Origin of the sequence: Herbaspirillum robiniae, from assembly GCF_002213415.1 — a bacterium.
In the GTDB taxonomy this organism is placed as follows: domain Bacteria; phylum Pseudomonadota; class Gammaproteobacteria; order Burkholderiales; family Burkholderiaceae_D; genus Herbaspirillum; species Herbaspirillum robiniae.
Window position 1 is genome coordinate 198,744 of sequence record NZ_NJGU01000005.1, and the last position, 24,753, is coordinate 223,496.

The following is a 24,753-nucleotide window of genomic DNA, read 5'->3' on the forward strand; positions in this document are numbered from 1 at the left end:
GCCCGCGCGCCGCATGGATGGCGCCTGCGACCACGGCAAACTAGGCCAAGGCCGGCTTCTTCGCCTGTTCGATGAAGGCGCGCAGGTAATCGATGCTCACGTCCGCCTCGCGCGCGCCCAGGAAGATATTCTTGGCGATGCCGTGCTTGCCCAGCCGCACCGGCACCACATCCATCTTGTCCGCGTATTCCAGCACCAGCCAGCGCGGCAGCGCAGCCACGCCGCGGCCGCTGGCGACCATCTGCAGCATGATGTCGGTGGTCTCGATCGCCTTGTGGCGCTTGGGCGTGATCCCGGCCGGCGCGAGGAACATGCTGTAGATGTCCAGGCGATCCACCGGCACCGGGTAAGTCACCAGCACCTCATTGAGCAACTGCCGGGGCTTGACGTATTCCTCCCCGGCCAGCTTGTGGTTGCCGGCCACGACCAGGACCTGTTCGTAGTCGAACACCGGCTCGAACACCAGACCCGGCTTGTCCAGCGGATCGGGCGTCACCAGCAGGTCGATCTCATAGCCGAACAATGCGCCGATGCCGCCGAACTGGAATTTCTGTTTGACGTCCACATCCACGTCCGGCCACGCGGCCAGGTAGGGCGATACGACTTTCAACAGCCATTGGTAACAGGGATGGCACTCCATGCCGATGCGCAGCGCGCCCCGCTCCCCCTGGGCGAACTGCTTCAGACGCTCTTCCGCCAGATTCAGCTGCGGCAGCACCCGGTTGGCCACCGCCAGCAGATATTGCCCCGCCTGCGTCAGGCGCAGGCTGCGGCCTTCGCGCAGCCAGATGTCAGTGCCCAGCTGCAGCTCCAGCTTCTTCATGCTGTGGCTCAAGGCCGATTGGGTCACATGCAGGACGCCTGCCGCCGCGGTCAGCGAACCTTGTTTTTCCACTTCTTGGACGATGGACAGATGGATGCGATCAAGCATGATAAATGAGAAAAATTCATATTCTTGGAAGATAAAACCATTCTACTTCATCATTTATCGGCACTGGAAGAAGCCCTCCCCAACCCTGTCGAGACGCAATGACCGGCGTCGAACTGGCGAGAAGAAGACGTTTTCCGTTCATGGAAAGCCGGCCCATCCACACAGCGGACATCCGGAACAGGCAAGATCGACGCGGCCACCGCAGGCCTGTGGCCGGCGACAGGCAGGCATATCCGGGACGGTCGCTCGGTCACGATTCTTTACGCGTCGTTTACGCCAATCGCCTCAAATGCAACCCGATTTTTACGCCGAAGATTCTAGATTGGCGACTTCATCACTACGGGCTTGTCCACCCAAGCCGCAGCCTTATGAGACCGATCGCCATTCTTCAGCACGAATCAACCCAGGGACCGGGTGTATTGCGCGACCATCTGGACCGGCACGACCTGCCCTACCGGATCATCGCCCCTGCCGCGGACGGGAGCGCGCCGGTCGATGCCGCGCCATTCTCGGGCATCGTCGTGCTGGGCAGCGATCACTGCGTCAATGAAACCCTGCCGTGGATCGAGCACGAGCGGGTATTGCTGCAAGACGCCATCCGGCGCGACGTTCCTGTCCTCGGGCACTGCTTCGGCGCCCAGATGCTGGCGCGCGCCATGGGCGCCAAGGTCGGCCGCAACATCTGCCCGAACATCGGCTGGAGCGAAGTATGGATCACCCCGCCCGCGCAACGGCGCATGGCGCTGCCCAGGCAGGCGACCATCTTCAACTGGCACTATGACACCTTTGAAATCCCCGCCGGCGCGGTACGCACGATGTACGGCAGCCATTGCCTGAACAAGGGTTTCATGCGCGGCCGCCATTGGGCGTTCCAGGGCCACCTGGAGGTCACCGAAACCAGCGTCAGGAACTGGTGCGCGGCGGGTCGCGCCGAAATCCTCCGCGCGCGCGGCCCGGCGGTCCAGGACGAGACGCAGATCCTGCGCGGGCTGCACGAGCGCATCGCGCACCTGCACCGGATCGCGGACCAGACCTATCGCGCCTGGACCGCCCAACTGGACCGGCCGTTGTTTTTCTCGCTGGGTCGCGCGGCCGCGTATGCCTGAACGGAGCCCACGTATTCCTTGATCTCGCGGTCGCGCCGGCCGGCCGCTCGTCCTCGGACCTCTTACGAACGAAAGCCCGCGCATGCGGGCCTTCATCGCTGCCGCCATGACCGGCGGCATCCACATCATCGGCAGGAAATGACGCCCGTGTCGACGCCCCTGCCGACGCCAACGCCGTCACCTACTCCCGCACGCTCATCCGATATACCGTGGTCTGCCGGTAGACCTGCCCCGGGCGCAGGATCACCGCTTCGCTCTCCGGGCCGTTGATCTGGTTCGGATAGGCCTGCGCCTCCAGGCAGAATCCGTCATGCGGCGCGTAGGGCTGGGCGCTGCGTCCGGGCACATCCCTCAGGAAATTTCCGCTGTAGAACTGCAGGCCGATCTCGGTGGTGGAGACGGTCAGCAGGCGGCCCGATCCCGGGTCGTAGACGGTCGCCACCTCGCGCAGGGGCTGGCTGCGCCCGCCGGGTTCACCGGCGTCGGCTTCTTCACGGTGCAGGCAATAGCAATGGTCGAAGCCGCCGGCGATGGCCAGTTGCTCGTCCGGCCATGACAGGCGCGGCCCGATCGGCGCCGGCTGGCGGAAGTCGAAGGCGCTGCCGTCGACTTCGGCCGCGCGTTCGGGGATGAGCTTGCCGTTGACCTGCAGGTAGGTGTCGGCGTCGATGGACAGGATGTGGTCGCAGATGTTGTCGGCGCCGCCGTTGAGGTTGAAGTAGCCGTGCGAGGTCAGGTTGATCGGCGTGGGCGCGTCGGTGGTGGCGGTGTAGTCGATCTGCAGGCGTCCCTCCTCGTCCAGCCGGTACAGCACCGAAGCCAGCACGTTGCCGGGGAAGCCGGCGGCGCCGTCGGGCGACACCAGCGACATGCGCAGGCCTTCCGGATCCGGCTGCACCTGCCACTGCATCAGGTGGAAACCGGCCTCCCCGCCGTGCAGGTGGTTGCCGTTGTTGTTGCGATGTACCTCATAGTCGGCGCCGTCCATGGTGAAGCGGCCGTCGGCGATGCGGTTGCCCCACCTGCCGACGATGCTGCCGAAATGGGCCTGGTTGGCGACGTAGCGCCCGATGTCCCGATAGCCGAGCAGGATGTCGGCTTCGCGCCCGTAGCGGTCGGGCGCGAACCACGAGACCAGCGCCGCGCCGCGGTCGCTGATGACGATGCGCATGCCGCGGGCATTGCTGAGGGTGTACAGGTTGATACCGTGCTCGGCGGTTTCGCTGGAGATAGTGAAATACGTCATCTTATGAAAGGTTGGCGGAGGATCGCATTGCCCTCCGGTGCGTTCATCATCGGGTGGTTGTCTACAAGTTGCCGCCGTCGTCCAGCGAGGGCGCCAGTGCCGGCGCGCTCAGGCCGGCAAGCGGCGACGGCGATCGTTTTTTGGGCCGCTGCGGCGGCTGCCTTGCGGCATCCGCGCCGGCGGCGAATTCTTCCTGGTATTCCCGGGGCGTGCAGCCCAGCTCGCGCTTGAAGACGGCGTGCATGTATTGCACCGAGGTGAAGCCGCAGGTCACCGCGATGTCGGCGGCATTGCTGCCGGCCGCCTGCAGCAGGCGCTTGGCGGCGTCGAGCTTGAAGCGCAGGATCTCGTCATGCACGCTGCGTCCCAGTTCGCGCCGGAAGTACCACTCCAGCGAGGAGCGCGAGATGCCGACATAGTGGGCCACCTGCTCGGTCTTGATGCCCTGGCAGGCATATTGGCGGATGAAGTGCAGCGCCTGCATCACGTGCGGGTGGTTGCGCACCTCATGGCGGCTCGAGGCCAGCACGTTGATGCCGGCCGGCGGCACCATGATGCGGGTGTTGGTGAACTGGGCGCCGTGCAGCATCTGGTGCAGCAGGTGGGCGGCGGTGCGGCCCATCTCGGTGGTGCCCTGGATCACCGAGCTCAGCGGTACCCGGGTCAGCACGCGCGCCAGCGGGTCGTTGTCGATGCCGATCAGGGCGACCTGCTCGGGCACGGCGATGCCGGCGAATTGACAAGCCTGCAACAACTGGCGGGCGCGGGCGTCGGTGACGGCGATGATGCCGATCGGCTTGGGCAGGCCGCGCACCCACTCGACCAGTTGCTCGACGGCGGTGTCCCACGACTGCGCGCTGGTCTCCACGCCGCGGTAGATGTGGCCCTGCAGGCCGTCGCGCCGCATCAGGCCGTCGAAGATGCGTTCGCGCTCCTGCGCCCAGCGGTTGCCGCCGGCCTCGGGCAGGCTGAAGAAGGCGAAGTTCTGCAGGCCGGCCTCGATCAGGTGATCGTAGGCCAGCTTGACCAGCTTGAAGTTGTCGGTGGCCACATAGGGCCGGTCCTGGGGATACATGCTCTCGTCGGCATAGGAGCCGCCGATGGCGACCACCGGCAGGCGCACCCGCGCCAGGGCCTCGCAGGTGGCCGGGTCGTCGTACTCGGCGATGATGCCGTGCCCCTGCCAGCGCTCGATGCCTTGCAGGCGGCAGCGGAAATCCTCCTCCAGGTAAAGATCCCAGGAGGCGCGCGTACTGCTGAGGTACTCGCCGATGCCGGCGATGATCTCACGGTCGAAGATCTTGTTCGCATTGAACAGCAATGCGATGCGATGCACCGTTGGCGCTCTTGCCACTCCGCATTCTCCCGATGTCCCTCTGCATTCGTCGCGCCTGGCCGCCGCTGCGGCGGCCGGCGCGCTTCTGCTTGTTGGTTGGCATTCATTCCACGTCCGGAATTGTAACGATCCGCTGTTGCAGCGGCGGCTTTGTGCGGCCGCAACAGAAAGAAACGCTAGTCGACTTGGTGAATTTCGTAATTGTAGACATGAATCGGCGATTGCTAGTATCGCCCTCACATCAGGTCGGGCCCTTTCCTGGCCCGGAATTGATGTGCCGCAGCACATGGGGAAGCCTTTTACTGCGCGACCTGCCGAGGCGACATGACACATCGCCGCATCCCGTCGCCGCCCGTCGGTACTGCAGCCGCAGGCGGATCGCCCCATGAAAAATGGCTGATGCACCCGAAGAAGCCATGAAAGCAGGCCCTGAAAGCCGGAATACGGACTGACACCCGTCACGCTCCCCGGACCCTGCCCCTTAAAAAACATAATGAAATTGGAGATCAGGCAATGAACGCAATTCTGAAAAAAAGTGTGCTGGCGCTGATGGCCGCGGCCAGCCTCTCGCTGGTGAGTGCCGGCGCCATGGCGGACGCCAAGAACCCCAAGATCGGTTTCTCCATCGACGACCTGCGCGTGGAGCGCTGGGCGCGCGACCGCGACTTCTTCACCGCGGCGGCGGAGAAGCTGGGCGCCAAGGTGTTCGTGCAGTCGGCCGACGCCAGCGAGGCGCGCCAGATCTCCCAGATCGAGAACCTGATCTCGCGCGGCGTCGACGTGATCGTGATCGTGCCCTTCAACGCCACCGTGCTGACCAACACCATCAAGGAAGCCAAGAAGGCCGGCATCAAGGTGCTCTCCTATGACCGCCTGATCCTCAATGCCGATGTCGACGCCTACATCTCCTTCGACAACGAGAAGGTCGGCGAAATGCAGGCCGAGGGCGTGGTCAAGGCCCAACCCAAGGGCAACTACTTCCTGCTGGGCGGCTCGCCCACCGACAACAACGCCAAGATGTTCCGCGCCGGCCAGATGAAGGTACTGCAGCCGCTGATCGACAAGGGCGACATCAAGGTGGTCGGCCAGCAATGGGTCAAGGAATGGAACCCGACCGAAGCGCTCTCCATCGTCGAGAACGCACTGACGGCCAACAACAACAAGATCGACGCCATCGTCGCCTCCAACGACGGCACCGCCGGCGGCGCGATCCAGGCGCTGGCCGCGCAGAAGCTGGCCGGCAAGGTGCCGGTGTCGGGCCAGGACGCCGACATCGCCGCCGTCAAGCGCGTCATCGGCGGCACCCAGACCATGACCGTGTACAAGCCGCTGAAGCTGATCGCCAGCGAAGCGGCCGCATTGTCGGTGCACCTGGCGCGCAACGAGAAGCCGACCTACAACGCCCAGTACGACAACGGCGTCAAGAAGGTCGACACCATTCTGCTCAAGCCCATCCTGCTGACCAAGTCCAACGTCAACATCCTGGTCCAGGACGGCTTCTACACGCAGGCGCAGATCGACGGCAAGTGATCGCCGCAAGTCATCCGTTCAGGCTGCGCGCCTGAGCGGATGGCCTGGTGCGCAGGACGCCGCCGCGCGTCCTGCCGCATCGCCCTGTCGTCCTTCCCCCCTACGAGAGCAGGCATGTCCGAGTATCTGTTAGAAATGAAAGGCATCGTCAAGAAGTTTGGCGGTGTGCGCGCCCTCGACGGCATCGACATCAGCATCAGGCCCGGCGAATGCGTCGGCCTGTGCGGCGAGAACGGCGCCGGCAAATCGACGCTGATGAAGATCCTGTCCGGCGTCTATCCCCATGGCACCTGGGACGGCGAGATCCTGTGGGACGGCAAGCCGCTGGTGGCCCATTCGGTGCGCGACACGGAAGCGGCCGGCATCGTCATCATCCACCAGGAACTGATGCTGGTGCCCGAGCTGTCGGTGGCCGAGAACATCTTCATGGGCCACGAGCTGACGCTGCCCGGCGGCCGCATGAACTATCCGGCGATGTACCGCCGCGCCGAGGAACTCATGCGCGAGCTGAACATGCCCGACATCAACGTGGCCCTGCCGGTGATGCAATACGGCGGCGGCCACCAGCAGCTGGTGGAGATCGCCAAGGCGCTCAACAAGAAGGCGCGCCTGCTGATCCTGGATGAACCATCCTCGTCGCTGACCGCCTCCGAGATCGCGGTGCTGCTCAAGATCATCAAGGACCTCAAGGCCAAGGGCGTGGCCTGCGTCTACATCTCGCACAAGCTCGACGAAGTGGCCGAGGTCTGCGACACCATCTCGGTGATCCGCGACGGCCGGCACATCGCCACCACGCCGATGCAGTCGCTGGATGTGAACAAGATCATCACGCAGATGGTCGGGCGCGAGATCACGGCGATGTATCCGACGCGCGACCATGAGATCGGCGAAGTGGTCTTCGAGGCCCGCAACGTGACCTGCTACGACGTCGACAACCCGCGCCGCAAGCGGGTCGACGACGTCTCGCTGTCGGTGCGGCGCGGCGAGATCGTCGGCATCGCCGGGCTGGTCGGCGCCGGCCGCACCGAGCTGGTGTCGGCGCTGTTCGGCGCCTATCCGGGCCGCCATGAAGGCAAGGTCTTCATGAACGGCGCCGAGGTGGACACCGGCAGCCCGCTCAAGTCGATACGCCTGGGCCTGTGCATGGTGCCGGAGGACCGCAAGCAGCACGGCATCGTGCCCGACCTCGGCGTCGGCCAGAACATCACGCTCACCGTGCTGGACCGCTTCTCCCACCGCACCCGCATCGACACCGGCTCGGAGCTCAAGACCATCCAGGACGAGATCGCCCGGATGCAGCTCAAGACCTCCAGCCCCTTCCTGCCCATCACGGGACTGTCGGGCGGCAACCAGCAGAAGGCGGTGCTGGCCAAGATGCTGCTGGCGCAGCCCAAGGTGCTGATCCTGGACGAGCCCACGCGCGGCGTCGACGTCGGCGCCAAGGCGGAAATCTACCGCCTCATCGCGGCGCTGGCGCGCCAGGGCGTGGCGATCATCATGGTCTCGTCCGAACTGGCCGAGGTGCTGGGCGTGTCCGACCGCGTGCTGGTCATCGGCGAAGGCAAGCTGCGCGGCGACTTCGTCAACCAGGACCTGACGCAGGAGACGGTGCTGGCGGCCGCCATCAACCAGCCGGCGCACCATCGCGCGGCCGATCAAGCGGCTGCGCAGCGCGCGGCCTCATAAAGAAGAAAAGAAGACAACTGGAATCCGGTATGACAACAACAAGCATCAAGCAGATTTTCAGCCGCTACAAGATCATCGCGCTGCTCATCGCCATCGCCATCATCTGGGCGTTCTTCAGCTGGCAGACCGAAGGCGGTTTCGTGACGCCGCGCAACCTCTCCAACCTGCTGCGCCAGATGGCCGTCACCGGCATCCTGGCCTGCGGCATGGTGCTGGTCATCATCGCCGGCGAGATCGACCTGTCGGTCGGTTCGCTGCTGGGCCTGCTGGGCGGCGTGGCCGCCATCCTGGACGTGACCTACCACCTGCCGCTGCCGCTCAACCTGGCGCTGGTGCTGGCGCTGGGCCTGGCGTTCGGGCTCTTCAGCGGCTACCTGACCGCCTACAAGCGCATCCCCTCGTTCATCGTCGGCCTGGGCGGCATGCTGGCTTTTCGCGGCGTGCTGCTGGGCGTGACCGGCGGCCTGACGATCGCGCCGGTCTCCGACCACCTGGTCTACCTGGGCCAGGGCTACCTGCCGCCGCAGCTGGGCGTGGCGCTGATGCTGGGCCTGTTCGCGCTGACGCTGGCGCTGACCTGGCGCCAGCGCGTCAACCGCGCCCATCACGGGCTGCCGGTGCCGGCGCTATGGCGCGACGGGGTCAAGGTGCTGGTCATCGGCGCGGTGCTGCTGGCCTTCGTGCGCACGCTCAACAGCTACGACGGCATCCCGGTGCCGGTGCTGCTGCTGCTGGCCTTGCTGGGCCTGTTCAGCTACGTCAGCACGCAGACCGTGTTCGGCCGCCGCATCTATTCGGTGGGCAGCAACATGGAAGCCACGCGCCTGTCCGGCGTGAACGTGCAGGCGGTCAAGCTGTGGGTGTTCGGCATCATGGGCCTGATGTGCGCGCTGGCCGGGTTGGTCAACACCGCGCGCCTGGCGGCCGGCTCTCCCTCGGCCGGCAGCATGGGCGAGCTCGACGCCATCGCCGCCTGCTTCATCGGCGGCACTTCCATGCGCGGCGGCTCGGGCACCATCTACGGCGCCCTGATCGGCGCGCTGGTGATGGCCAGCCTGGACAACGGCATGTCGATGCTCGACGTCGGCACCTACTGGCAGATGATCGTCAAGGGCAGCATCCTGGTGCTGGCCGTGTGGGTGGACGTCAGCACCCGCTCGGGGCGCTGAGCAGATCCCTATTCCCATTTCTCTTTCGGAGCATTCCAGCATGACCGCATCACAGCAACCTCCCCAGTCCGCCCCCGGCGCCGTGGAACACGCCATCTACCCCAGCCTGGCCGGCAAGCGGGTGGTCGTCACCGGCGGCGGCACCGGCATCGGCGCCGCACTGGTGACGGCCTTTGCCGAGCAGGGTGCGCAGGTCTTCTTCCTCGACATCGCCGAAGAAGAATCGCGCGCGCTGGCCGCTTCGCTGAAGGACTCGGTGCACGCGCCGGTCTTCCTGCCCTGCAACCTGCTCGACCTGGACGCGCTTGCCGCCGCCTTCGCCCGCATCGGCGAGAGCGCCGGCACGGTCGACGTCCTGGTCAACAACGCCGCCAATGACGACCGCCATACGATGGCCGATGTCAGCCCGGCCTACTGGGACGAGCGCATGGCGGTCAACCTGCGCCACCAGTTCTTCTGCGCCCAGGCGGTCGCCCCGGGCATGCGCGCGCAGGGCCGCGGCGTGATCCTCAATTTCGGCTCGATCTCGTGGCACCTGGGCCTGCCCAACCTGACGCTCTACATGACGGCCAAGGCCGGCATCGAAGGCCTCACCCACGGCCTGGCGCGCGACCTTGGCGCGCACGGCATCCGCGTCAACTGCATCCTGCCCGGCGCCATCCGCACGCCGCGCCAGACGCGCCTGTGGCACAACCCGGAAGAAGAAGCCAAGATCCTGGCCGCGCAATGCCTGCCCGGCCGCATCGATCCGCACGACGTGGCGGCGATGGCATTGTTCCTGGCTTCGGACAGCGCGGGCAAATGCACCGGCCGCAACTATTACGTCGACGCCGGCTGGCTCGGCGCCTGATGCGGACCTCGCCATGAACGCCAAGCCGCCGCCGCGGATCGACGCCCACCAGCACTTCTGGCACTACCGCTCGGAGGACTATCCGTGGATAGGCGCCGACATGGACCTGCTGGCGCAGGACCGGCTGCCCTACCAGTTCCAGCCGCTGCTGGAGGCCAACGGCCTGCATGCCTCGATCACGGTGCAGGCGCGCCCGGGCCGCGAAGAGACCGCCTTCCTGCTGGGACTGGCACGCCAGAACCGCCGCATCGCCGGCGTGATCGGCTGGGAAGACATCTCCTCGCCGGCGCTGGCCGAGCGCGTGGAGCAATGGGGCCGCGACAAGCTGCTGGGATTTCGCCACCAGATCCAGGACGAGAGCGACCCATCGGCCTTCCTCGCGCAGCCGCAGTTCAACGCCGGCATCCGCTGGCTGCAGGAGCGCAGGTACGTCTACGACGTGCTGGTGCACGAGCGCCAGCTCTCCGCGGTGCGCGCTTTCTGCGCGCGCCACGACAAGCACTGGCTGGTGCTCAACCATCTCGGCAAACCGGCCCTGAAGGAATTCCGCAAGAACAAGGGCGCCTTCGAACGCTGGCGCGAAGAGGCGCGCGAACTGGCCGCCATGCCGCACGTCGCCTGCAAGCTCTCGGGCCTGCTCACCGAGGCCGACTGGATACGGGGCCTGAGCCTGCGCGACTACGACTACATCCTGCAGTGCCTCAATACCGCGCTCGAACTGTTCGGGCCGCAACGGCTCATCTTCGGCTCGGACTGGCCGGTATGCCTGCTGGCCGCGTCCTACTCGCGGGTGGTGGCGGTGACGCGGGAATGGGCCAACACCCGGCTCTCGGCCACCGAGCAGGATGCGCTGTGGGGCGCGACCTCGGCCGAGGTCTACGGCTTGTCGCTGTGAGCGATCAAGCCTGACAGTTGCGGGGTGCCGCGCAGCCCGCGCCGGCAAGTTTGCCGGCCGCAGGCTGCCCTGATCCGGGTGGCGCGGGGTTTCCTTCCGGCAGCAATGTTCCGGTCGTTTCCGCCTGCTTCTTCCTTGTTGGTTTGACCGCAATCTTTACCTCCCGGCAAACGCCATCACCTTGCGCCTTGAAAATTCCCAAGGCCATCCCTATACTTAGCACTCGCCACAGGAGAGTGCTAACAGCCCACCTTGGCTTATTTCCCCTTTTTCATGCGGTGCCGTCTGCTGCATTTGGAAGAAAAACCATTGCAGCCATCGCCGCAATTAACGCTAACTTATTGAAAATTAAGGAGTTCTCATGAATCTTCGCCCCTTGCACGATCGCGTCATCGTCAAGCGCCTGGACCAGGAAACCAAGACCGCTTCCGGTATCGTTCTGCCTGATGCAGCGACCGAAAAGCCGGACCAAGGCGAAGTCCTGGCCATCGGCGGCGGCAAGATCCTGGATGACGGCAAGGTCCGTCCGCTGGCAGTGAAGGTCGGCGACCGCGTCCTGTTCGGCAAGTACTCCGGCCAGGCCGTGAAGATCGATGGCCAGGAACTGCTGGTCATGCGCGAAGAAGACCTGTTCGCCGTCGTCGAGAAGTAATTCGGCAAGCGGCCTTATATAGGGGCCGCCGGCAGCAAGACATTTCGCCGGTGCGGCGTTTGCCCCCGGCGACAAGAATTCAACCGAATTTCTGGAGAATCCAACATGGCAGCAAAGCAAGTTATTTTCGGCGATGAAGCACGCGCCAAGATCGTCAACGGCGTCAACATCCTGGCCAACGCGGTCAAGGTCACCCTGGGTCCCAAGGGCCGCAACGTGGTCCTGGAGCGCAGCTTCGGCGCCCCGACCGTGACCAAGGACGGCGTTTCCGTCGCCAAGGAAATCGAACTGAAGGACAAGCTGGAAAACATGGGGGCCCAGCTGGTCAAGGAAGTCGCTTCCAAGACCTCCGACAACGCCGGTGACGGCACCACCACCGCAACCGTGCTGGCACAAGCGATCGTTCGCGAAGGCTTCAAGTACGTTGCAGCAGGCTTCAACCCGACCGACCTGAAGCGCGGCATCGACAAGGCTGTCACCGCCATCGTCGGCGAAGTCAAGAACCTGGCCAAGCCCACCACCACCTCCAAGGAAATCGCCCAGGTCGGCTCGATCTCGGCAAACTCCGACCAGGACATCGGTGACATCATCGCCAAGGCCATGGACAAGGTCGGCAAGGAAGGCGTGATCACCGTCGAAGACGGCAAGTCGCTGGAAAACGAACTGGAAATCGTCGAAGGTATGCAATTCGACCGCGGCTACCTGTCGCCGTACTTCATCAACAACCAGGAAAAGCAAGTTGTCGCGCTGGACAACCCGTTCATCCTGCTGTTCGACAAGAAGGTCTCCAACATCCGTGACCTGCTGCCGGTGCTGGAACAAGTCGCCAAGGCTGGCCGTCCGCTGCTGATCATCGCTGAAGACGTCGAAGGCGAAGCGCTGGCAACCCTGGTGGTGAACAACATCCGCGGCATCCTGAAGACCGCCGCCGTCAAGGCTCCTGGCTTCGGCGACCGCCGCAAGGCCATGCTGGAAGACATCGCCATCCTGACCGGCGGCCAAGTGATCGCCGAAGAAGTCGGCCTGACCCTGGAAAAGGCTACCCTGGCTGAACTGGGCCAAGCCAAGCGCGTTGAAATCGGCAAGGAAAACACCACCATCATCGACGGCGCCGGCGAAGCAGTTGGCATCGAAGCACGCGTGAAGCAAATCCGCGCGCAAATCGAAGAAGCCACTTCCGACTACGACCGTGAAAAGCTGCAAGAGCGCGTGGCCAAGCTGGCCGGCGGTGTTGCACTGATCAAGGTCGGCGCTGCCACCGAAGTCGAAATGAAGGAAAAGAAGGCCCGCGTGGAAGATGCACTGCACGCTACCCGCGCCGCTGTTGAAGAAGGCGTTGTGCCTGGCGGCGGCGTTGCCCTGCTGCGCGCTCGCGCCAACGTGAAGAACCTGAAGGGCGACACCCCGGATCAGGAAGCCGGCATCAAGATCGTGCTGCGCGCGATCGAAGAGCCGCTGCGTCAGATCGTCTTCAACGCTGGCGACGAACCGTCGGTCGTGATCAACAAGGTGCTGGAAGGCACCGGCAACTTCGGCTACAACGCCTCCAACGGCACCTACGGTGACCTGGTGGAACTGGGCGTGCTGGATCCGGCCAAGGTGACCCGTTCGGCCCTGCAGAACGCCGCTTCCGTGGCTTCGCTGATCCTGACCACCGACGCACTGGTGGCAGAAGTGGCTGAAGACAAGCCGGCCGGCATGCCTGGCGGCATGGGTGGTATGGGCGGCATGGGCGGCATGGACGGCATGATGTAATTTGCCTTCCGGCCTGCCGGCCCCGGTTCGCCGGGGCTGCCAACCGAAAGAAAAAACCCGCGTCGGGAAACCGGCGCGGGTTTTTCTTTGGGCGTTCGATCAACGGCAGGCGAACATCCTGCGCTACTGCCGAGTTTGACAGCCGCGCCGGGTGCGGCCGATAATCGCCCCTTCGTTTTTCCCTCCAAGGACACTTCGACATGCGCCAGTTTCTCGCCTGACCGCCCCGGTTGATTCGGGGCACGACGCTGCCACGGCAGCCGATCCACCCTGATCGCGAGAGACCACATGACGATGCTGCGACTGCAAGGCCTAAGCCTTGCCTTTCCCCACAAGACCTGTTTTTCCGACTTCGATGGCGTGCTCGACTGGGGCCGGCGCGTGGCCGTGGTCGGCGACAACGGCTGCGGCAAATCCTCGCTGCTGCAGCTGCTGCGCGGGGCCCTGGCGCCTGATGCCGGCCGCATCGTGCGCGCCGACGGCCTGCGCATCGGCTACGTGCCGCAACTGGCCGCGCCGGCCGACGGCCTGAGCGGCGGCCAGGCCGCCAATCGTGCGCTGAGCCGCGCCCTGGCGGATGCTCCCGAGCTGCTGTTGCTGGACGAGCCGACCAATCACCTGGACGCCGGCAACCGGCGCTCGCTCACGCGCATGCTGGCGCACTTCCCCGGCGCCATCGTGCTGGTCACGCACGACGCGGCCTTGCTCGATGCGCTGTGCGACACCATCTGGCATATCGAAGACGGCCGTATCCACTGCTTCCAGGGACGCTATGCCGACTTCCTCGCCGAACAGGAACTGCGGCGCGAAGCCATCGATCGCCAACTGGCCTCGCTCAGGCGCGAGCAGGACGATGCGCACCGGGCCCGCATGCAGGAGCAGCTGCGCGCCGGCAAGGCCCGGCAGCGCGGCGAACGCGCGGTGGAAAACCATCGCTGGGCCACCATCAAGTCAGCCACCAAACTCGGGCGCGGCAACCAGACCGCCGGCCGCAAGCAGGCCGCCATCGCCGAACGCCAGCAGGCGCTGGCCGATGAACGGGCGCAACTCAGGCGCGCGCCGGCAATCACGCCGCGCTTTCAGCTGGCGCCGGGATCATCGCGCGAGGCCGGCGTGCTGCACATCAGCGCGGGCAGCGCCGGCTATGCGGCGCCGGTGGTGAGCGGGTTGCATCTGGATATCGCACGAGGAGAACGGGTCGCGCTGACCGGCGCCAACGGCAGCGGCAAGTCCACGGTGGCGCGCGCCATCGCCGGCATCGCGCCGGCGCGGCGACTGTCGGGACAATGGCATGCCCCGCCCGCGGCGCACATCGGCTATCTGGACCAGCACTATGCGCAGCTGGTGCCTGGCGCCAGCGTGCTGGACAGCCTGCGCGCCGTGGCCGACGGCTGGAGCATGGAACAGCTGCGGCGCTGGCTGGCCGACTTCCTGTTTCGCGGCGAGCATGAGGTGCATGCCGATGTCGCCACCTTGTCCGGCGGAGAAAAGGCGCGACTGAGCCTGGCCTGCATCGCGGCCCGCCCGCCGGCACTGCTGGTGCTCGATGAGGTAACCAACAACCTGGACCGGCGCACGCGCGGGCACGTCATCGACGTGCTGCGCGATTACCCCGGCGCCATGCTGCTGATCTCGCACGACGACGATTTCCTGCAGGCGCTGGGCGAGGTCAGGCGTGTCCCGCTGTAGGCATCAGCTGCTGGCCCACATGCGCAAGAGGTTGTGATACGTCGCACCCAGCCCGACCACCGCCGGGTCGTCGCCCGGCAGGCGGGCTCGCAGCGACATCAGCTGGCAATCCATGTCGAACAGCAGGCGCCGCCGCTCGCCCTCGCGCACCATGCTCTCGCTCCAGAAGAAGCTGGCGTAGCGCACGCCGGCGCGCACCGGCTCAACCCGGTGCACGGTGGCGGCGGAGTACAGCAGCATGTCGCCGGCCGGCAGCTTGATGCGCTTGTCTTCCCAGGGGTCGGCCACCACCAGCTCGCCGCCCTCGTATTCGTCGGGCTCGCTCAGGAACAGCGTGCATGAGACGTCGGTGCGCACGCGGCTGCCGTCGGGCATGAAGCGCATGGCCACGTCCACGTGGTCGCCGAGATGGTCGCCGCCGGCGCCATAGCGATTGAACATCGGCGTGGCGACCTGGCGCGGCAAGGCCGCCGAGAAGAACATCTGGTTGCGCCGCAGGGCCGCCAGCACCATCGCCTGCAAGGGCGCGGCGCCGGCCGACTGCTCGGGCAACTGCCGGTTCTGCTTGAGCGCGCCGGGCAGGCTGCCCGAGGTGGCGCGGCCGTCTGTCCACTCGCCCTGCGCCAGCAGCCCGCGCGCGTGGCGCACTTCTTCGGCGCTGAAGACCTGTTTGAGGTGCAGCATCATGCGGCGGCCTCCTGCCATGCGGCTTCATCGGCCAGCGCGCGCACGGCGGCATGGCCGGACTGCGACAGCCAGCCGCGCACGTTGCGCATGAAGGCCGGCGTGGCGGCATCGGGAATGCGCCGCAGCCAGGCCAGCGCCTGCTCCATGAGGCCGCGCTGCAGCAGCATGCGCGCATAGTTGAACTGGCCGCGGAAGTCGCCGCCCAGCGCCGCCTGCCGGTACAAGGCAAAGGCCTGTTCAGGGTCGGCGTCGAGCTCCCAGCCTTCTTCATGGAAGCGTCCGAGCACGTTGACCGACTTGGCATGCCCCAGCGCCGCGGCACACCGATACAGCGCCAACGCCGCGGCACGATCGGCCGCGACGCCGTCGCCGTTCATCATCAGGTTGGCCAGGTTGTACATGCCCCAGTCCAGCCCGCGCGCCGCCGCCAGCCGATACCAGTAGACCGCCATCTGCGCGTCGCGCGCGCGGCCCCAGCCGAGCTCGCAACAGCGGCCCATCATGTTGATGGCGTCGAGGTCGTCGGCCTGCGCGGCCAGCGCGAACCAGTGCAGCGCCTCGCCCTCGTCGCGCGCCGTGCCTTCGCCGGACAGCAGGCGCTGCCCGAGGATGGCCTGGGCGCGCGGCACGCCCTGGCGCGCCGCCGCCCGCAGCCAGGCGATGGCCTCGGGTGAACGGTCGGCGACGATGGCGGCCAGATGCTGCGCGTCTACCTGCGAGAGCTGGCGCACGCTGACCTTGCTTGCGCGCTGGCTCATCAGAAGCTCATGTCCGCGCTGAGGGTGTAGGTGCGCCCCGCGCCCGGCACGCCGTACAGCTGGAAGCCGTCCAGCGAGGAGCCGATGCGCGACCAGTAGAACTTGTTGAACAGGTTGTCGACGTTGAAGTTCAGCGCCAGCTGGCGGTTCACGCGCCAGCGCGCGGCCACGCTGTGCAGCCAGTAGGCCGGCGCTTTCTCTTCATCCAGCACATACACCGGGTGGTTGCCGGAGGCGCCGCTGACGGTGCTGCTGGTGTTGTTCAGGCCGCCGACATACTTGTTGTCGCTGTAGCGGCGACGGCCGACGTACTGCGCGCCGTAGCTGAAGAACAGGCCCGGCTTGGCCTCATACGAGGTCCACAGGTTGAGCGTCCAGTCGGGCACGTTCTTGGCTTCGCTGCCGGCGTTGGCGCCCTTGGTCTGCTTGCTCTTGAGGCGCGTGAGGCCGCCGAACACCGACCAGGCGTCGGTCAGGTTGCCCTGCACGCCCAGCTCCACACCGTCGACCCGCTTGGCCGGCAAGGCGCGCACCGGCGAGGTCTCGTCGTCGCCGTATTCCCAGGAGTCGCTGACCTCGGTGCGAAACACCGCGCCGGTCAGCGCCAGGCGCTTGTTGAGCACATCCCACTTGCCGCCGAACTCCTTGGTCTTGGCGACCGCCGGCGAATACACCGACGCCGCGGCGGTGCCGTAGATGGCGTTGTTGGTGGTCGCGCCCAGCGCCGAGGGCTGCGCCGCACGCGCATAGGAGACATACAAACTGGCGTTGCCCACCGGCTTGTAGACCAGGCCCAGGCGGCCGCTCAGCGCGCCGGCGCTGCTGCTGGAGGTGGTCGTGCCCTTGGTGGAGTTCTCGGCCTTCCAGCGGTCATAGCGCAAGGCGGCGAGGAACTGCCATTGCGGCGAGAACTTCATGGTGTCGGCCACGTACAGCCCGGCATTGGTCACGCGCGACTCGACGCCGGCGCTGCCCTTGACGGTCGGCGCCGAGGCGAACGAAGTCGACGGATTGGTGAGATCGAACCACAGCGTGCCGGTCGGCGCGTTGACGGTGCGTTGCAGGTCGCCGTAGGTTTCGCGGTAGAGGTCGACGCCGGTGGAGAGCTCGTGGCGCACGAAGCCGGTGTTGAACTTCAGCGACAGGTCGGTCTGGTTGTCGAGGATGGTGTAGCGCTTGGAGGTGCCGAAGTCGTTGCCGCGCAAGACCGCATAGCGGCTCGCTGTATTGGTGAAGTCGCTGTATGAGGCGATGCCGCTGGCCGAGGTCAGCGCGCCGGCGCCGGCGTAACCGAGCGAGGTGCCCAGCGTGGCGCCGCTCGCGCTGGCGGCGTTGAAGCGCGCCGGCGACAGCACCGACAGGTTGTCGGCGCGCTCCCAGCGGGTCTGGTTGCGGATCTTCACGTCGTCGCTGAAGTCATGCTCGATGCGCGCCGTCAGCGCATCGGTGGTGGTCTGCTGGGTATAGGTATCGGAGCCGTACCAGGCGCTGCGCGAGACATAAGGCATCACGCTGCCGCCGGTGCCGCGCTGGATGGGCAGGCCGGTGTCGGGGATGTTGACGTCGTCCTGATGGAAGATGTCGAAGAACATGCGGGTCCTGGTGCCCAAACCCAGGCCCAGCGAAGCGGCGATGCCCTGGCGGTCGTACTTCACCACATCGCGCTCGGCGACGTGGTTCTGCTGCTTCATCAGGTTCAGGCGCAAGGCGCCGGTCTCGCCCAGGCGCTGGTTGAGGTCGGCGGTGAAGCGCGTGTAGTCGGCGCTGCCGATGCCGAAGGAGCTGTTGTAGAAGTTATCGAGCTTGGCTTCCTTGCTGACCAGGTTGACCGAGCCGCCGATGGCCGACACGCCGGACTCGATCGAGCCGGTGCCCTTGAACACTTCCACCTGCTCCAGGTTGAAGGTGTCGTTGCGGCTGGACATGCCGGCGTCGCGCACGCCGTCCACCGTCAGGCTCTGCTCGGACGAGAACCCGCGAATGGTGAACATGTCGCCCCAACCGAGGTTGCCCTCGCCGGAGGTGAAGGTGATGCCGGGGACGTTCTTCAGGATGTCCTGCAGGCTTTGCGCATTCTGCTGCGACAGCACTTCCTTGGGCACCACGGTGATGCTTTGCGGGATGTCCAGCAGCGGCTGGGTGAACTTGGGCGAGGCCACTGCCTCGGGCTTGTACTCCGGCGCCTCGCGCGGGGCGGTGACCACCACTTCCTTCAGGCCGGACTTGTCCTGCGGCGGCTGGGCCGGCGCGCTGTCCTCGGCGTGGGCATGGGCCGCGCCCAGCGATCCCAGCGCCAGGCCGACCGTGGCCGACAACTTGCCGTAGGTGGAAAAGAGGGTTTCGATGGCCTGCGCGCTGTGCTGCGCAGATGCGTCTTTCTGACTGCCTTGCTTCATGTCTGACGGTTCCCCGGAATGAAGAGGCGCCTTCCGCCGCGGCTGTGCAGCACGGCGGACAGGCGCCTCAAGTTATAATGATTCTCATTTGTAAAAAGAATATATATCGGGCAACACACCGCCAATGTGTTGGAAACCGGACCAAATGTAATGCAATGTAATGGGCCGCCTTTACATTTCCTGACGTTACAAATTCATGCCCGCCCAGGGAGACGGGCCGGGAAAATGGCATGCATGCAAGAACTCACGCTCATGGGCAAACAAGATCACGTGCTGATCGTGGACGACGATCCCGAAATCCGCCAACTGCTTTCCGAATACCTGCAGGCCGCCAACTACCTCCCCTTCACCGCCGCCGGCGGGCAGGACATGTGGCGCATCCTGGGCAGCGAACAGATCGACATCATCATCCTCGACCTGATGATGCCGGGCGAAGACGGCCTGGAGCTGTGCCGCGAACTGCGCAAGAAGCGCAACACGCCGCTGGTCATGCTGACCGCGCGCGGCACGCTGATCGACCGCATCGTCGGCCTGGAGGTGGGCGCCGACGACTACCTGCCCAAACCCTTCGACCCGCGCGAGCTGCTGGCGCGCATCAAGGTCATCATGCGCCGCGCGCGCAGCTTCCCGGAGCGCAATGAGGCCGACCGCGTCGCGCACATCCGCTTCGCCGGCTGGAAGCTGGACACCCAGGCGCGCCAGGCGATCTCGCCCGAGGGCGTGACCATCACGCTGGGCGGCTCCGACTACCAGGTGCTGCGTACCCTGCTCGACCATCCCAAGCGGGCGCTGTCGCGCGACTTCCTGCTCAACACGGTCTACGGCAAAGAAGCCATGCCCTTCGACCGCTCCATCGACGTCTGCATCAGCCGGCTGCGCCAGCAGCTGGCCGACAACCCGCGCTCGCCCTCGCTGATCCGCACGGTGCGCAACACCGGCTACATGCTGATGGCCGACGTCGCCTACGACGCATGAGCGCGCTGCTGCGCCGCTGGCGCCTGTGGCCGCAATCGCTGTCGGGCCGGCTGGCGCTGATCCTGGTGGCCGGCATGCTGGCCGCGCAGATGCTGACCGGCACCATCTGGTACGACATGCGCTACGGCAATGCGATGGAAATGCCGGCCCGCCTGGCGGCGGCGCGCCTGGCCGACGCGGTGCTGATCCTGGACGACGCCGACGCGGCGCAGCGGCCCGAGCTGGCGCGCAGGCTCTCGCGCGGCGAATTCGTATTGGCGCTGCGCCCGGCGCCGGCGGCGCATGAGATGGCGCCGCCGCAACCGGCGCTCTCGCGCGGCAACGAAGCGGTGGCCGATCTGTTCGGCGCGGTGCTGCAAAAGCATGCGGGCGCGCGCGAATGGCGCATGTTGCAGGTGGACCTGGACGACCAGCAGGGCAGCCATGAAGACGCCTGGCTGACGCTGCTGGTGGATGAGTTCCCGCACGGTCGCTTCCGGGCGCTGGTGGCGCTCAAGGACGGCGGCTGGCTGCAGGCCGAGATCCGCGAAGGCCAGGCCGGCATGAGCACGGCGCCGCAGAGCGCGGCGTTCGACTATTTCCTGCGCATCTACGCGCTGCGCATTTTCGCCGTGGTGCTGATCGCCTGGATGGCGGTGCGGCTGGCGATGAAGCCGCTGCAGGTGATGGCCAACGCGGCCGAGAAGCTGGGCCGCAACATCCACAGCCCGCCGCTGGCCACCGACGGCCCCACCGAAGTGCGCACCGCGGCCCAGGCCTTCAACGCCATGCAGCGCCGCATCATCGACAACATCGCCGAGCGCACGCGCTTCCTGGCGTCGGTGTCGCACGACCTGCGCTCGCCGATCACGCGCATGAAGCTGCGCACCGAGCTGCTGGCCGACGAAGAGCGCAAGGAAAAATTCCGCAAGGATCTGGATGAGATGGACGCGATGATCTCCGCCACCCTCAATGTGGTGCAGGACATCGACGTGCAGGAGCACCGCCAGCTGATCGACCTCGACAGCCTGCTGGAAAGCCTGCGCAGCGACCAGGCCGAAGTCGGCCGCGAAGTCACCGTGAGCGGTCACGCCGCGCCGCTGCACGGCTATCCGCGCAGCCTGCGGCGCTGCCTGCAGAACGTGGTGGAGAATGCGGTGCGCTACGGGCAGCGCGCCCGCGTGCGGCTCGACGACGGCGCCGAGCGCGTGACGATCACGGTCGACGACGACGGTCCCGGCATTGCGGAGGACATGCTCGAGCGCGTGCTGGAACCCTTCTACCGCCTCGAGCGCTCGCGCAACGCGGCCACCGGCGGCTTCGGCCTGGGCCTGTCGATCGCGGCCACGGTGGCGCAAGCGCACCGCGGCGAGATCGCGCTGGCCAACCGCGCAGGCGGCGGCCTGCGCGCGAGCATCGTCATTCCACGCTGAGCAGGCCGTCGATCTGCACCTGGCCGTGGCCCTGCGAACAGGGCTCGATGCGCCCCGTCACGCCGTAGGCCTGCGCCAGCGAGGCCGGCGTGATCACCTCGGCCGGCGACCCTGCGCGCAACAGGCGGCCGCGATGCAGCAGCAAGGCGCGGTCGACGTGGCGGAAGGCGGTGTTCAGGTCATGCAGCACCACCAGCGTGACCAGCCCGTGGCGACGCGTCTCCCGCCGCAGCAATTCCATCACCAGGTATTGGTAGTTCAGGTCCAGCGCCGACAGCGGCTCGTCCAGCAGCAGCACGCGCGGACGGCGCACCAGCGCCTGCGCCAGCGCGGCCAGCTGGCGCTGTCCGCCGGAGAGTTCGTCGAGGTGATGTTGCGCCAGCTGGCCGATGCCCAGGTGCTGCAACAAGGCCTGCACCCGCTCCAGTTCCTGCGCATCGGGCCGCGCGCGCTGCTGCGCCTGGGCCGCCACCAGCACCGATTCGAACACCGAGATATGCACCGGCCGCGGCAACGCCTGCGGCATGTAGACCACGTGCTGCGCCCGCGCCGCGGCGTTGGCCTGCGCCAGCTCCACCCGGCCCAGCCGCACGCTGCCGGCACTCGCGCGCGTGAGGCCGCCCAGCGTGCGCAACAGGGTCGACTTGCCGCTGCCGTTGGGCCCGAGCAGGGCCGTCACCGAGCCTGCCGTGAGCGGCGGCAGATCCAGCCCGTGGATCACCTGGCGGCGGCCGTAGGCCACCTCCAGCCGGCTGACCTGCAGCGAATCGCTATTCACGGCTGCGGCCGCAAGGACAGCGTGCCGCGCATATGCATGGCATGGCTGGGGAAGGAACAGAAGAAGGCGTAAGGCACGCCGGCCTGCAGGCGCGCCACCGGGAAGCTCACGCTGGCCCGTTCGCCGCCGCCCAGCATCGGCGTGGCGGCGATGATGCGGCTGTCGCGCGGGGGCAAATAGTCGGCCCCGGCGCCGGCTCGCAGGCCGTCGCGGATCACGCCCTCGAGCTGCGCGCCGGCGACCAGCACCCAGTTGTGGCCGGCCTGCTCGCGCGGCTTTTTACCGGTGTGGACAAGATGGACGGTGAAGCGCTCGCAGGATGCGGGCACGTCGATGTGGTCCAGCGAAAACTTCTTGCCGGGCCGGCCTTCGATGGTGGTCGAGCAGGCCGCATCGGCGGCAACAGGTGCGGAGGCGGCGGCGTGCGCCGGCAGCGCGGCGGCCATGCCGGCCAGCATGGCGATGGGAAACAGCAGTCTATTCATGGTTGCAAGCGGCGTTGGAGGTGAAATCATTCGCGCCGCAGGCGGCGCAGCACGATGGCCAGGAACAGCGGAATGCCGACCAGCGAGGTCACGATGCCCACCGGGATCAGCACCCCGGGCAGGATGGTCTTGGAAGCGACCGAGGCCAGCGAGATGATCAGCGCGCCGGCCATGGCGCTGCCGGGCAGGTAGTAGCGATGGTCTTCGCCCAGCAGCAGGCGCGCGATGTGCGGCGCCACCAGCCCGACGAAGCCGATGGTGCCGACGAACGACACCGACAGCGCCGCCAGCGCGCTGATGCGCAACAGGCTCACCAGCCGCAGCCGCGCCATGTCGATGCCGAAACTGGCCGCGCGCTCCTCGCCCAGCCGCACCGCGGTCAGCTGCCAGGCGTCGCGCAGCGAGAACGGCGCCACCAGGATGAAGGCGACCGCCAGGATCGCCACCGTCGTCCAGCTCGCGCGCGCAAGGCTCCCCATGGTCCAGAACACGATGCCCTGCAGCGCCTCCTCGCTGGCCACGAACTGCAGCAGCATGATCAGCGCCTGGAAGGAGTACACCAGCGCGATGCCGAACAGGATCACGCCCAGCGTGGAGCCGCCGCGCCAGCGCGCCACGCGCTCCAGCACCAGCACCGACAGCAGCGCGGCCGCGCAGGCGCAGGCCGACACCGTCATGCCGGCCGGCAGCGCCGGAAAGCGCCAGTTGAACGTGATCGCCAGCGCCGCGCCGAAGGCGGCCGCGGCCGAGATGCCCAGCGTGTAGGGGCTGGCCAGCGGATTGTCGAGCACGGTCTGCATCTCGCCGCCGCCCAGGCCCAGGCACATGCCCACCAGCAGCGCCATCAGCGCGGTGGGCAGGCGGAACTCCCACACCACCACGCGCATGCCGGGCGCGGCGCCCTCGGCGTGCAGCAGCGTGGCGAACAGATCATGCAGCGACAGGCCGGCCGGGCCGGTGGCGATATCCAGCAGCAGGGATGCCGCGATCAGCGCCAATAACACCAGCGTGAACGCCATGCGGCGGCGCATGCTGCGGCGGTAGGCGCGCACCGGATCGGCGACGGTTTGCGGCGACGCGGCGGCGCCCTCTTCGCTCAGGTAGGCGGCGCTCATTTGGCCGGCGCGGTCCAGTAGGTGCCCTGCCCGTCCACCTTCAGGAAGCGGCGATACAGCTCGGCCTGCGCAGCGTCGGGATCGAGCGCGGCGGCGCGCTGTGGATAAAACATCTTTGCCAGCGCTTCGATCGCCAGCACGTTATAGGGCGAGTTGTAGAAGGCGTGCCAGATGCCGAAGGCGCGTTGCGACTTCACCGCCTGCAGCTCGCGGATGCCGCCGCGCGCCAGCAATACCGAGAGGCTGGCGGCCGATTGCGAAGCCGCCGCGCCCGGCCCGATCAGCAAGCCGTCGCGGCCCGGCTCGGAGCGGCTGCCGGTGGCCACATACACGTCAGGCTGGTGCGACAGCAGGTATTCCATGCTGACGTCGCCCAGCGCGCCCGGCACCAGGCCGGCGACGATGTTGACGCCGCCGGCGGCCTGCACCATGTCGCCGTAGCTGCCGTTGCCGGTGGTGTGGCAGCAGGCCGGCCACACGCCGGCCAGCATCTCGACGAACACGCGCGGGCGCTGCGCCTGCGGCACCGGATCGACGATCTGCTTCACGCGCTCCAGGTGCGACTGGTAGAAATCGATGTACTCCTGCGCCTCTTTCTCGCGCCCCAGCGCCTGGCCCAGCAGCTTCATGCTGGGCACGGTGTGCAGCAGCGGCTTGTCGCGGAAATCGATGAAGATGACCGGGATGCCGGCCTCATGCAGCGCGCGCAGCATCGGGTTGGTCGGCGTCGGGCCGTGGCCGGTCAGGCCGAAAATGGCGAGGTCGGGCTGCAGCGAGACGATCTTCTCGGGGCTGACGCTGGCCTCCGAGGTCTTGCCGATCAGCGGCACCTTGCCGGCCTGCGGAAAGCGTTTCAGCAGTTGCCCCCAGGCATAGGGATCCTGGGCCTTGAGCTCACCCTGCCAGCCGACCACGCGCTGCACCGGATCGTCGCGATCCAGCAAGGCCATGGCGAACACGAAACGCCCCTCGCCCAGCAGCACGCGCTGCGGATGGTCCGGCACCTCGACCTGGCGACCGGCCAGGTCGGTCACCTGCCGCGCCGCAGCGTGGCCACACAACAAAACGGCCGACGCCAGCGCCAGCCCGGAAAACAATTGCCTGAACTTCACGATGCTCCCTTGCGCCCGATGCGGAGAAGTCGCCCGGGCAGAATGATTCCCATTTGAAGGAGCTCACTATAGGTCGGCGCGGCGGCGGCAATGTGTCGGTGGAGCGGCGATACGTAATGGAAGTTTGCGGACCTTGCGCGCAACACATTCCATTACAAATCCGGGCGGCGGCGCACGCGCGCGCAAACAA

At 66.7% G+C, this 24,753-nt stretch carries 21 protein-coding genes; 11 read left to right on the forward strand and 10 right to left on the reverse strand.

Translation table 11 applies throughout. The features are described 5' to 3' along the window. Nucleotides 1-40: 40 nt before the first annotated feature. Nucleotides 41-931 (reverse strand): LysR family transcriptional regulator, encoded by an 891-nt coding sequence (locus CEJ42_RS10260; RefSeq protein WP_079216469.1) that lies wholly within the window; start codon nt 929-931, stop codon nt 41-43. 368 nt (nt 932-1,299) lie between these two features. On the opposite strand from CEJ42_RS10260, the gene CEJ42_RS10265 reads away from it, so the two are divergent. Then, nucleotides 1,300-2,037 carry a type 1 glutamine amidotransferase gene (locus CEJ42_RS10265; protein ID WP_088750956.1) on the forward strand — a complete coding sequence of 246 codons (738 nt, stop codon included), beginning with the start codon at nt 1,300-1,302 and terminating at the stop codon, nt 2,035-2,037. 181 nt (nt 2,038-2,218) lie between these two features. Here the strand turns inward: CEJ42_RS10265 and CEJ42_RS10270 are convergent, their stop codons facing one another. Beyond that, nucleotides 2,219-3,283, reverse strand: a complete 1,065-nt coding sequence (locus tag CEJ42_RS10270) for an aldose epimerase family protein (protein WP_079216473.1) — start codon at nt 3,281-3,283, stop codon at nt 2,219-2,221. Nucleotides 3,284-3,344: 61 nt separating this feature from the next. Further along, the gene (locus tag CEJ42_RS10275) at nt 3,345-4,637 is read right to left on the reverse strand and encodes a XylR family transcriptional regulator (protein WP_079216475.1); all 1,293 of its coding nucleotides are present in this window, start codon (nt 4,635-4,637) and stop codon (nt 3,345-3,347) included. Nucleotides 4,638-5,132: 495 nt separating this feature from the next. Between CEJ42_RS10275 and xylF the strand changes: the two genes are divergently transcribed. The 8 genes from xylF to CEJ42_RS10315 all read left to right on the forward strand — a co-directional run bounded on the left by xylF (nt 5,133) and on the right by CEJ42_RS10315 (nt 14,845). Continuing rightward, the gene (xylF, locus tag CEJ42_RS10280; protein WP_079216477.1) at nt 5,133-6,149 is read left to right on the forward strand and encodes a D-xylose ABC transporter substrate-binding protein; all 1,017 of its coding nucleotides are present in this window, start codon (nt 5,133-5,135) and stop codon (nt 6,147-6,149) included. 114 nt (nt 6,150-6,263) lie between these two features. Further along, on the forward strand, nt 6,264-7,835 hold the full coding sequence (gene xylG, locus CEJ42_RS10285; RefSeq protein ID WP_079216479.1) for a D-xylose ABC transporter ATP-binding protein: 1,572 nt from the start codon (nt 6,264-6,266) through the stop codon (nt 7,833-7,835). Nucleotides 7,836-7,864: 29 nt separating this feature from the next. Then, nucleotides 7,865-9,004 (forward strand): sugar ABC transporter permease, encoded by a 1,140-nt coding sequence (locus CEJ42_RS10290; RefSeq protein WP_088750958.1) that lies wholly within the window; start codon nt 7,865-7,867, stop codon nt 9,002-9,004. 40 nt (nt 9,005-9,044) lie between these two features. Continuing rightward, the gene (gene xylB, locus CEJ42_RS10295; RefSeq protein ID WP_079216483.1) at nt 9,045-9,854 is read left to right on the forward strand and encodes a D-xylose 1-dehydrogenase; all 810 of its coding nucleotides are present in this window, start codon (nt 9,045-9,047) and stop codon (nt 9,852-9,854) included. 13 nt (nt 9,855-9,867) lie between these two features. Then, complete coding sequence (locus CEJ42_RS10300; RefSeq protein ID WP_079216485.1) at nt 9,868-10,749, forward strand: L-fucono-1,5-lactonase; 882 nt, start codon at nt 9,868-9,870, stop codon at nt 10,747-10,749. Between the two features lie 361 nt (nt 10,750-11,110). Then, entirely contained in the window at nt 11,111-11,401 is a 291-nt protein-coding gene (gene groES, locus CEJ42_RS10305) for a co-chaperone GroES (RefSeq protein WP_079216487.1), read from the forward strand. A gap of 105 nt (nt 11,402-11,506) precedes the next feature. Continuing rightward, nucleotides 11,507-13,156: a chaperonin GroEL gene (gene groL, locus CEJ42_RS10310; protein WP_079216489.1), complete on the forward strand. Its 1,650-nt coding sequence runs from the start codon at nt 11,507-11,509 to the stop codon at nt 13,154-13,156. A gap of 288 nt (nt 13,157-13,444) precedes the next feature. Beyond that, nucleotides 13,445-14,845: an ABC-F family ATP-binding cassette domain-containing protein gene (locus CEJ42_RS10315; protein ID WP_088750960.1), complete on the forward strand. Its 1,401-nt coding sequence runs from the start codon at nt 13,445-13,447 to the stop codon at nt 14,843-14,845. 3 nt (nt 14,846-14,848) lie between these two features. Here the strand turns inward: CEJ42_RS10315 and CEJ42_RS10320 are convergent, their stop codons facing one another. Genes CEJ42_RS10320 through CEJ42_RS10330 form a run of 3 tightly spaced genes read right to left on the reverse strand, consistent with a single transcriptional unit; the run spans nt 14,849 to nt 18,686 of the window. Continuing rightward, nucleotides 14,849-15,532: a Fe2+-dependent dioxygenase gene (locus tag CEJ42_RS10320; protein ID WP_088750962.1), complete on the reverse strand. Its 684-nt coding sequence runs from the start codon at nt 15,530-15,532 to the stop codon at nt 14,849-14,851. Further along, nucleotides 15,529-16,290 carry a tetratricopeptide repeat protein gene (locus tag CEJ42_RS10325; RefSeq protein WP_088750963.1) on the reverse strand — a complete coding sequence of 254 codons (762 nt, stop codon included), beginning with the start codon at nt 16,288-16,290 and terminating at the stop codon, nt 15,529-15,531. The genes CEJ42_RS10320 and CEJ42_RS10325 overlap by 4 nt, the downstream gene beginning before the upstream one ends. Beyond that, nucleotides 16,290-18,686: a TonB-dependent receptor gene (locus CEJ42_RS10330; protein WP_207760409.1), complete on the reverse strand. Its 2,397-nt coding sequence runs from the start codon at nt 18,684-18,686 to the stop codon at nt 16,290-16,292. The genes CEJ42_RS10325 and CEJ42_RS10330 overlap by 1 nt, the downstream gene beginning before the upstream one ends. Nucleotides 18,687-18,938: 252 nt before the next feature. Between CEJ42_RS10330 and CEJ42_RS10335 the strand changes: the two genes are divergently transcribed. Both CEJ42_RS10335 and CEJ42_RS10340 read left to right on the forward strand, forming a co-directional pair. Continuing rightward, nucleotides 18,939-19,661 carry a response regulator gene (locus tag CEJ42_RS10335; protein WP_079216499.1) on the forward strand — a complete coding sequence of 241 codons (723 nt, stop codon included), beginning with the start codon at nt 18,939-18,941 and terminating at the stop codon, nt 19,659-19,661. Then, on the forward strand, nt 19,658-21,073 hold the full coding sequence (locus CEJ42_RS10340; RefSeq protein WP_088750965.1) for an ATP-binding protein: 1,416 nt from the start codon (nt 19,658-19,660) through the stop codon (nt 21,071-21,073). Before CEJ42_RS10335 ends, CEJ42_RS10340 begins: the two co-directional genes overlap by 4 nt. Here CEJ42_RS10340 and CEJ42_RS10345 read toward each other — a convergent pair. Genes CEJ42_RS10345 through CEJ42_RS10360 form a run of 4 tightly spaced genes read right to left on the reverse strand, consistent with a single transcriptional unit; the run spans nt 21,060 to nt 24,563 of the window. Continuing rightward, the gene (locus tag CEJ42_RS10345) at nt 21,060-21,851 is read right to left on the reverse strand and encodes an ABC transporter ATP-binding protein (RefSeq protein ID WP_079216504.1); all 792 of its coding nucleotides are present in this window, start codon (nt 21,849-21,851) and stop codon (nt 21,060-21,062) included. The two genes, CEJ42_RS10340 and CEJ42_RS10345, sit on opposite strands and share 14 nt — an antisense overlap. After that, on the reverse strand, nt 21,848-22,336 hold the full coding sequence (azu, locus tag CEJ42_RS10350) for an azurin (RefSeq protein WP_243397838.1): 489 nt from the start codon (nt 22,334-22,336) through the stop codon (nt 21,848-21,850). The genes CEJ42_RS10345 and azu overlap by 4 nt, the downstream gene beginning before the upstream one ends. A gap of 26 nt (nt 22,337-22,362) precedes the next feature. Continuing rightward, nucleotides 22,363-23,451 carry a FecCD family ABC transporter permease gene (locus tag CEJ42_RS10355; protein ID WP_088750967.1) on the reverse strand — a complete coding sequence of 363 codons (1,089 nt, stop codon included), beginning with the start codon at nt 23,449-23,451 and terminating at the stop codon, nt 22,363-22,365. After that, complete coding sequence (locus CEJ42_RS10360) at nt 23,448-24,563, reverse strand: ABC transporter substrate-binding protein (protein ID WP_088750968.1); 1,116 nt, start codon at nt 24,561-24,563, stop codon at nt 23,448-23,450. Before CEJ42_RS10360 ends, CEJ42_RS10355 begins: the two co-directional genes overlap by 4 nt. Nucleotides 24,564-24,753 lie beyond the last annotated feature (190 nt).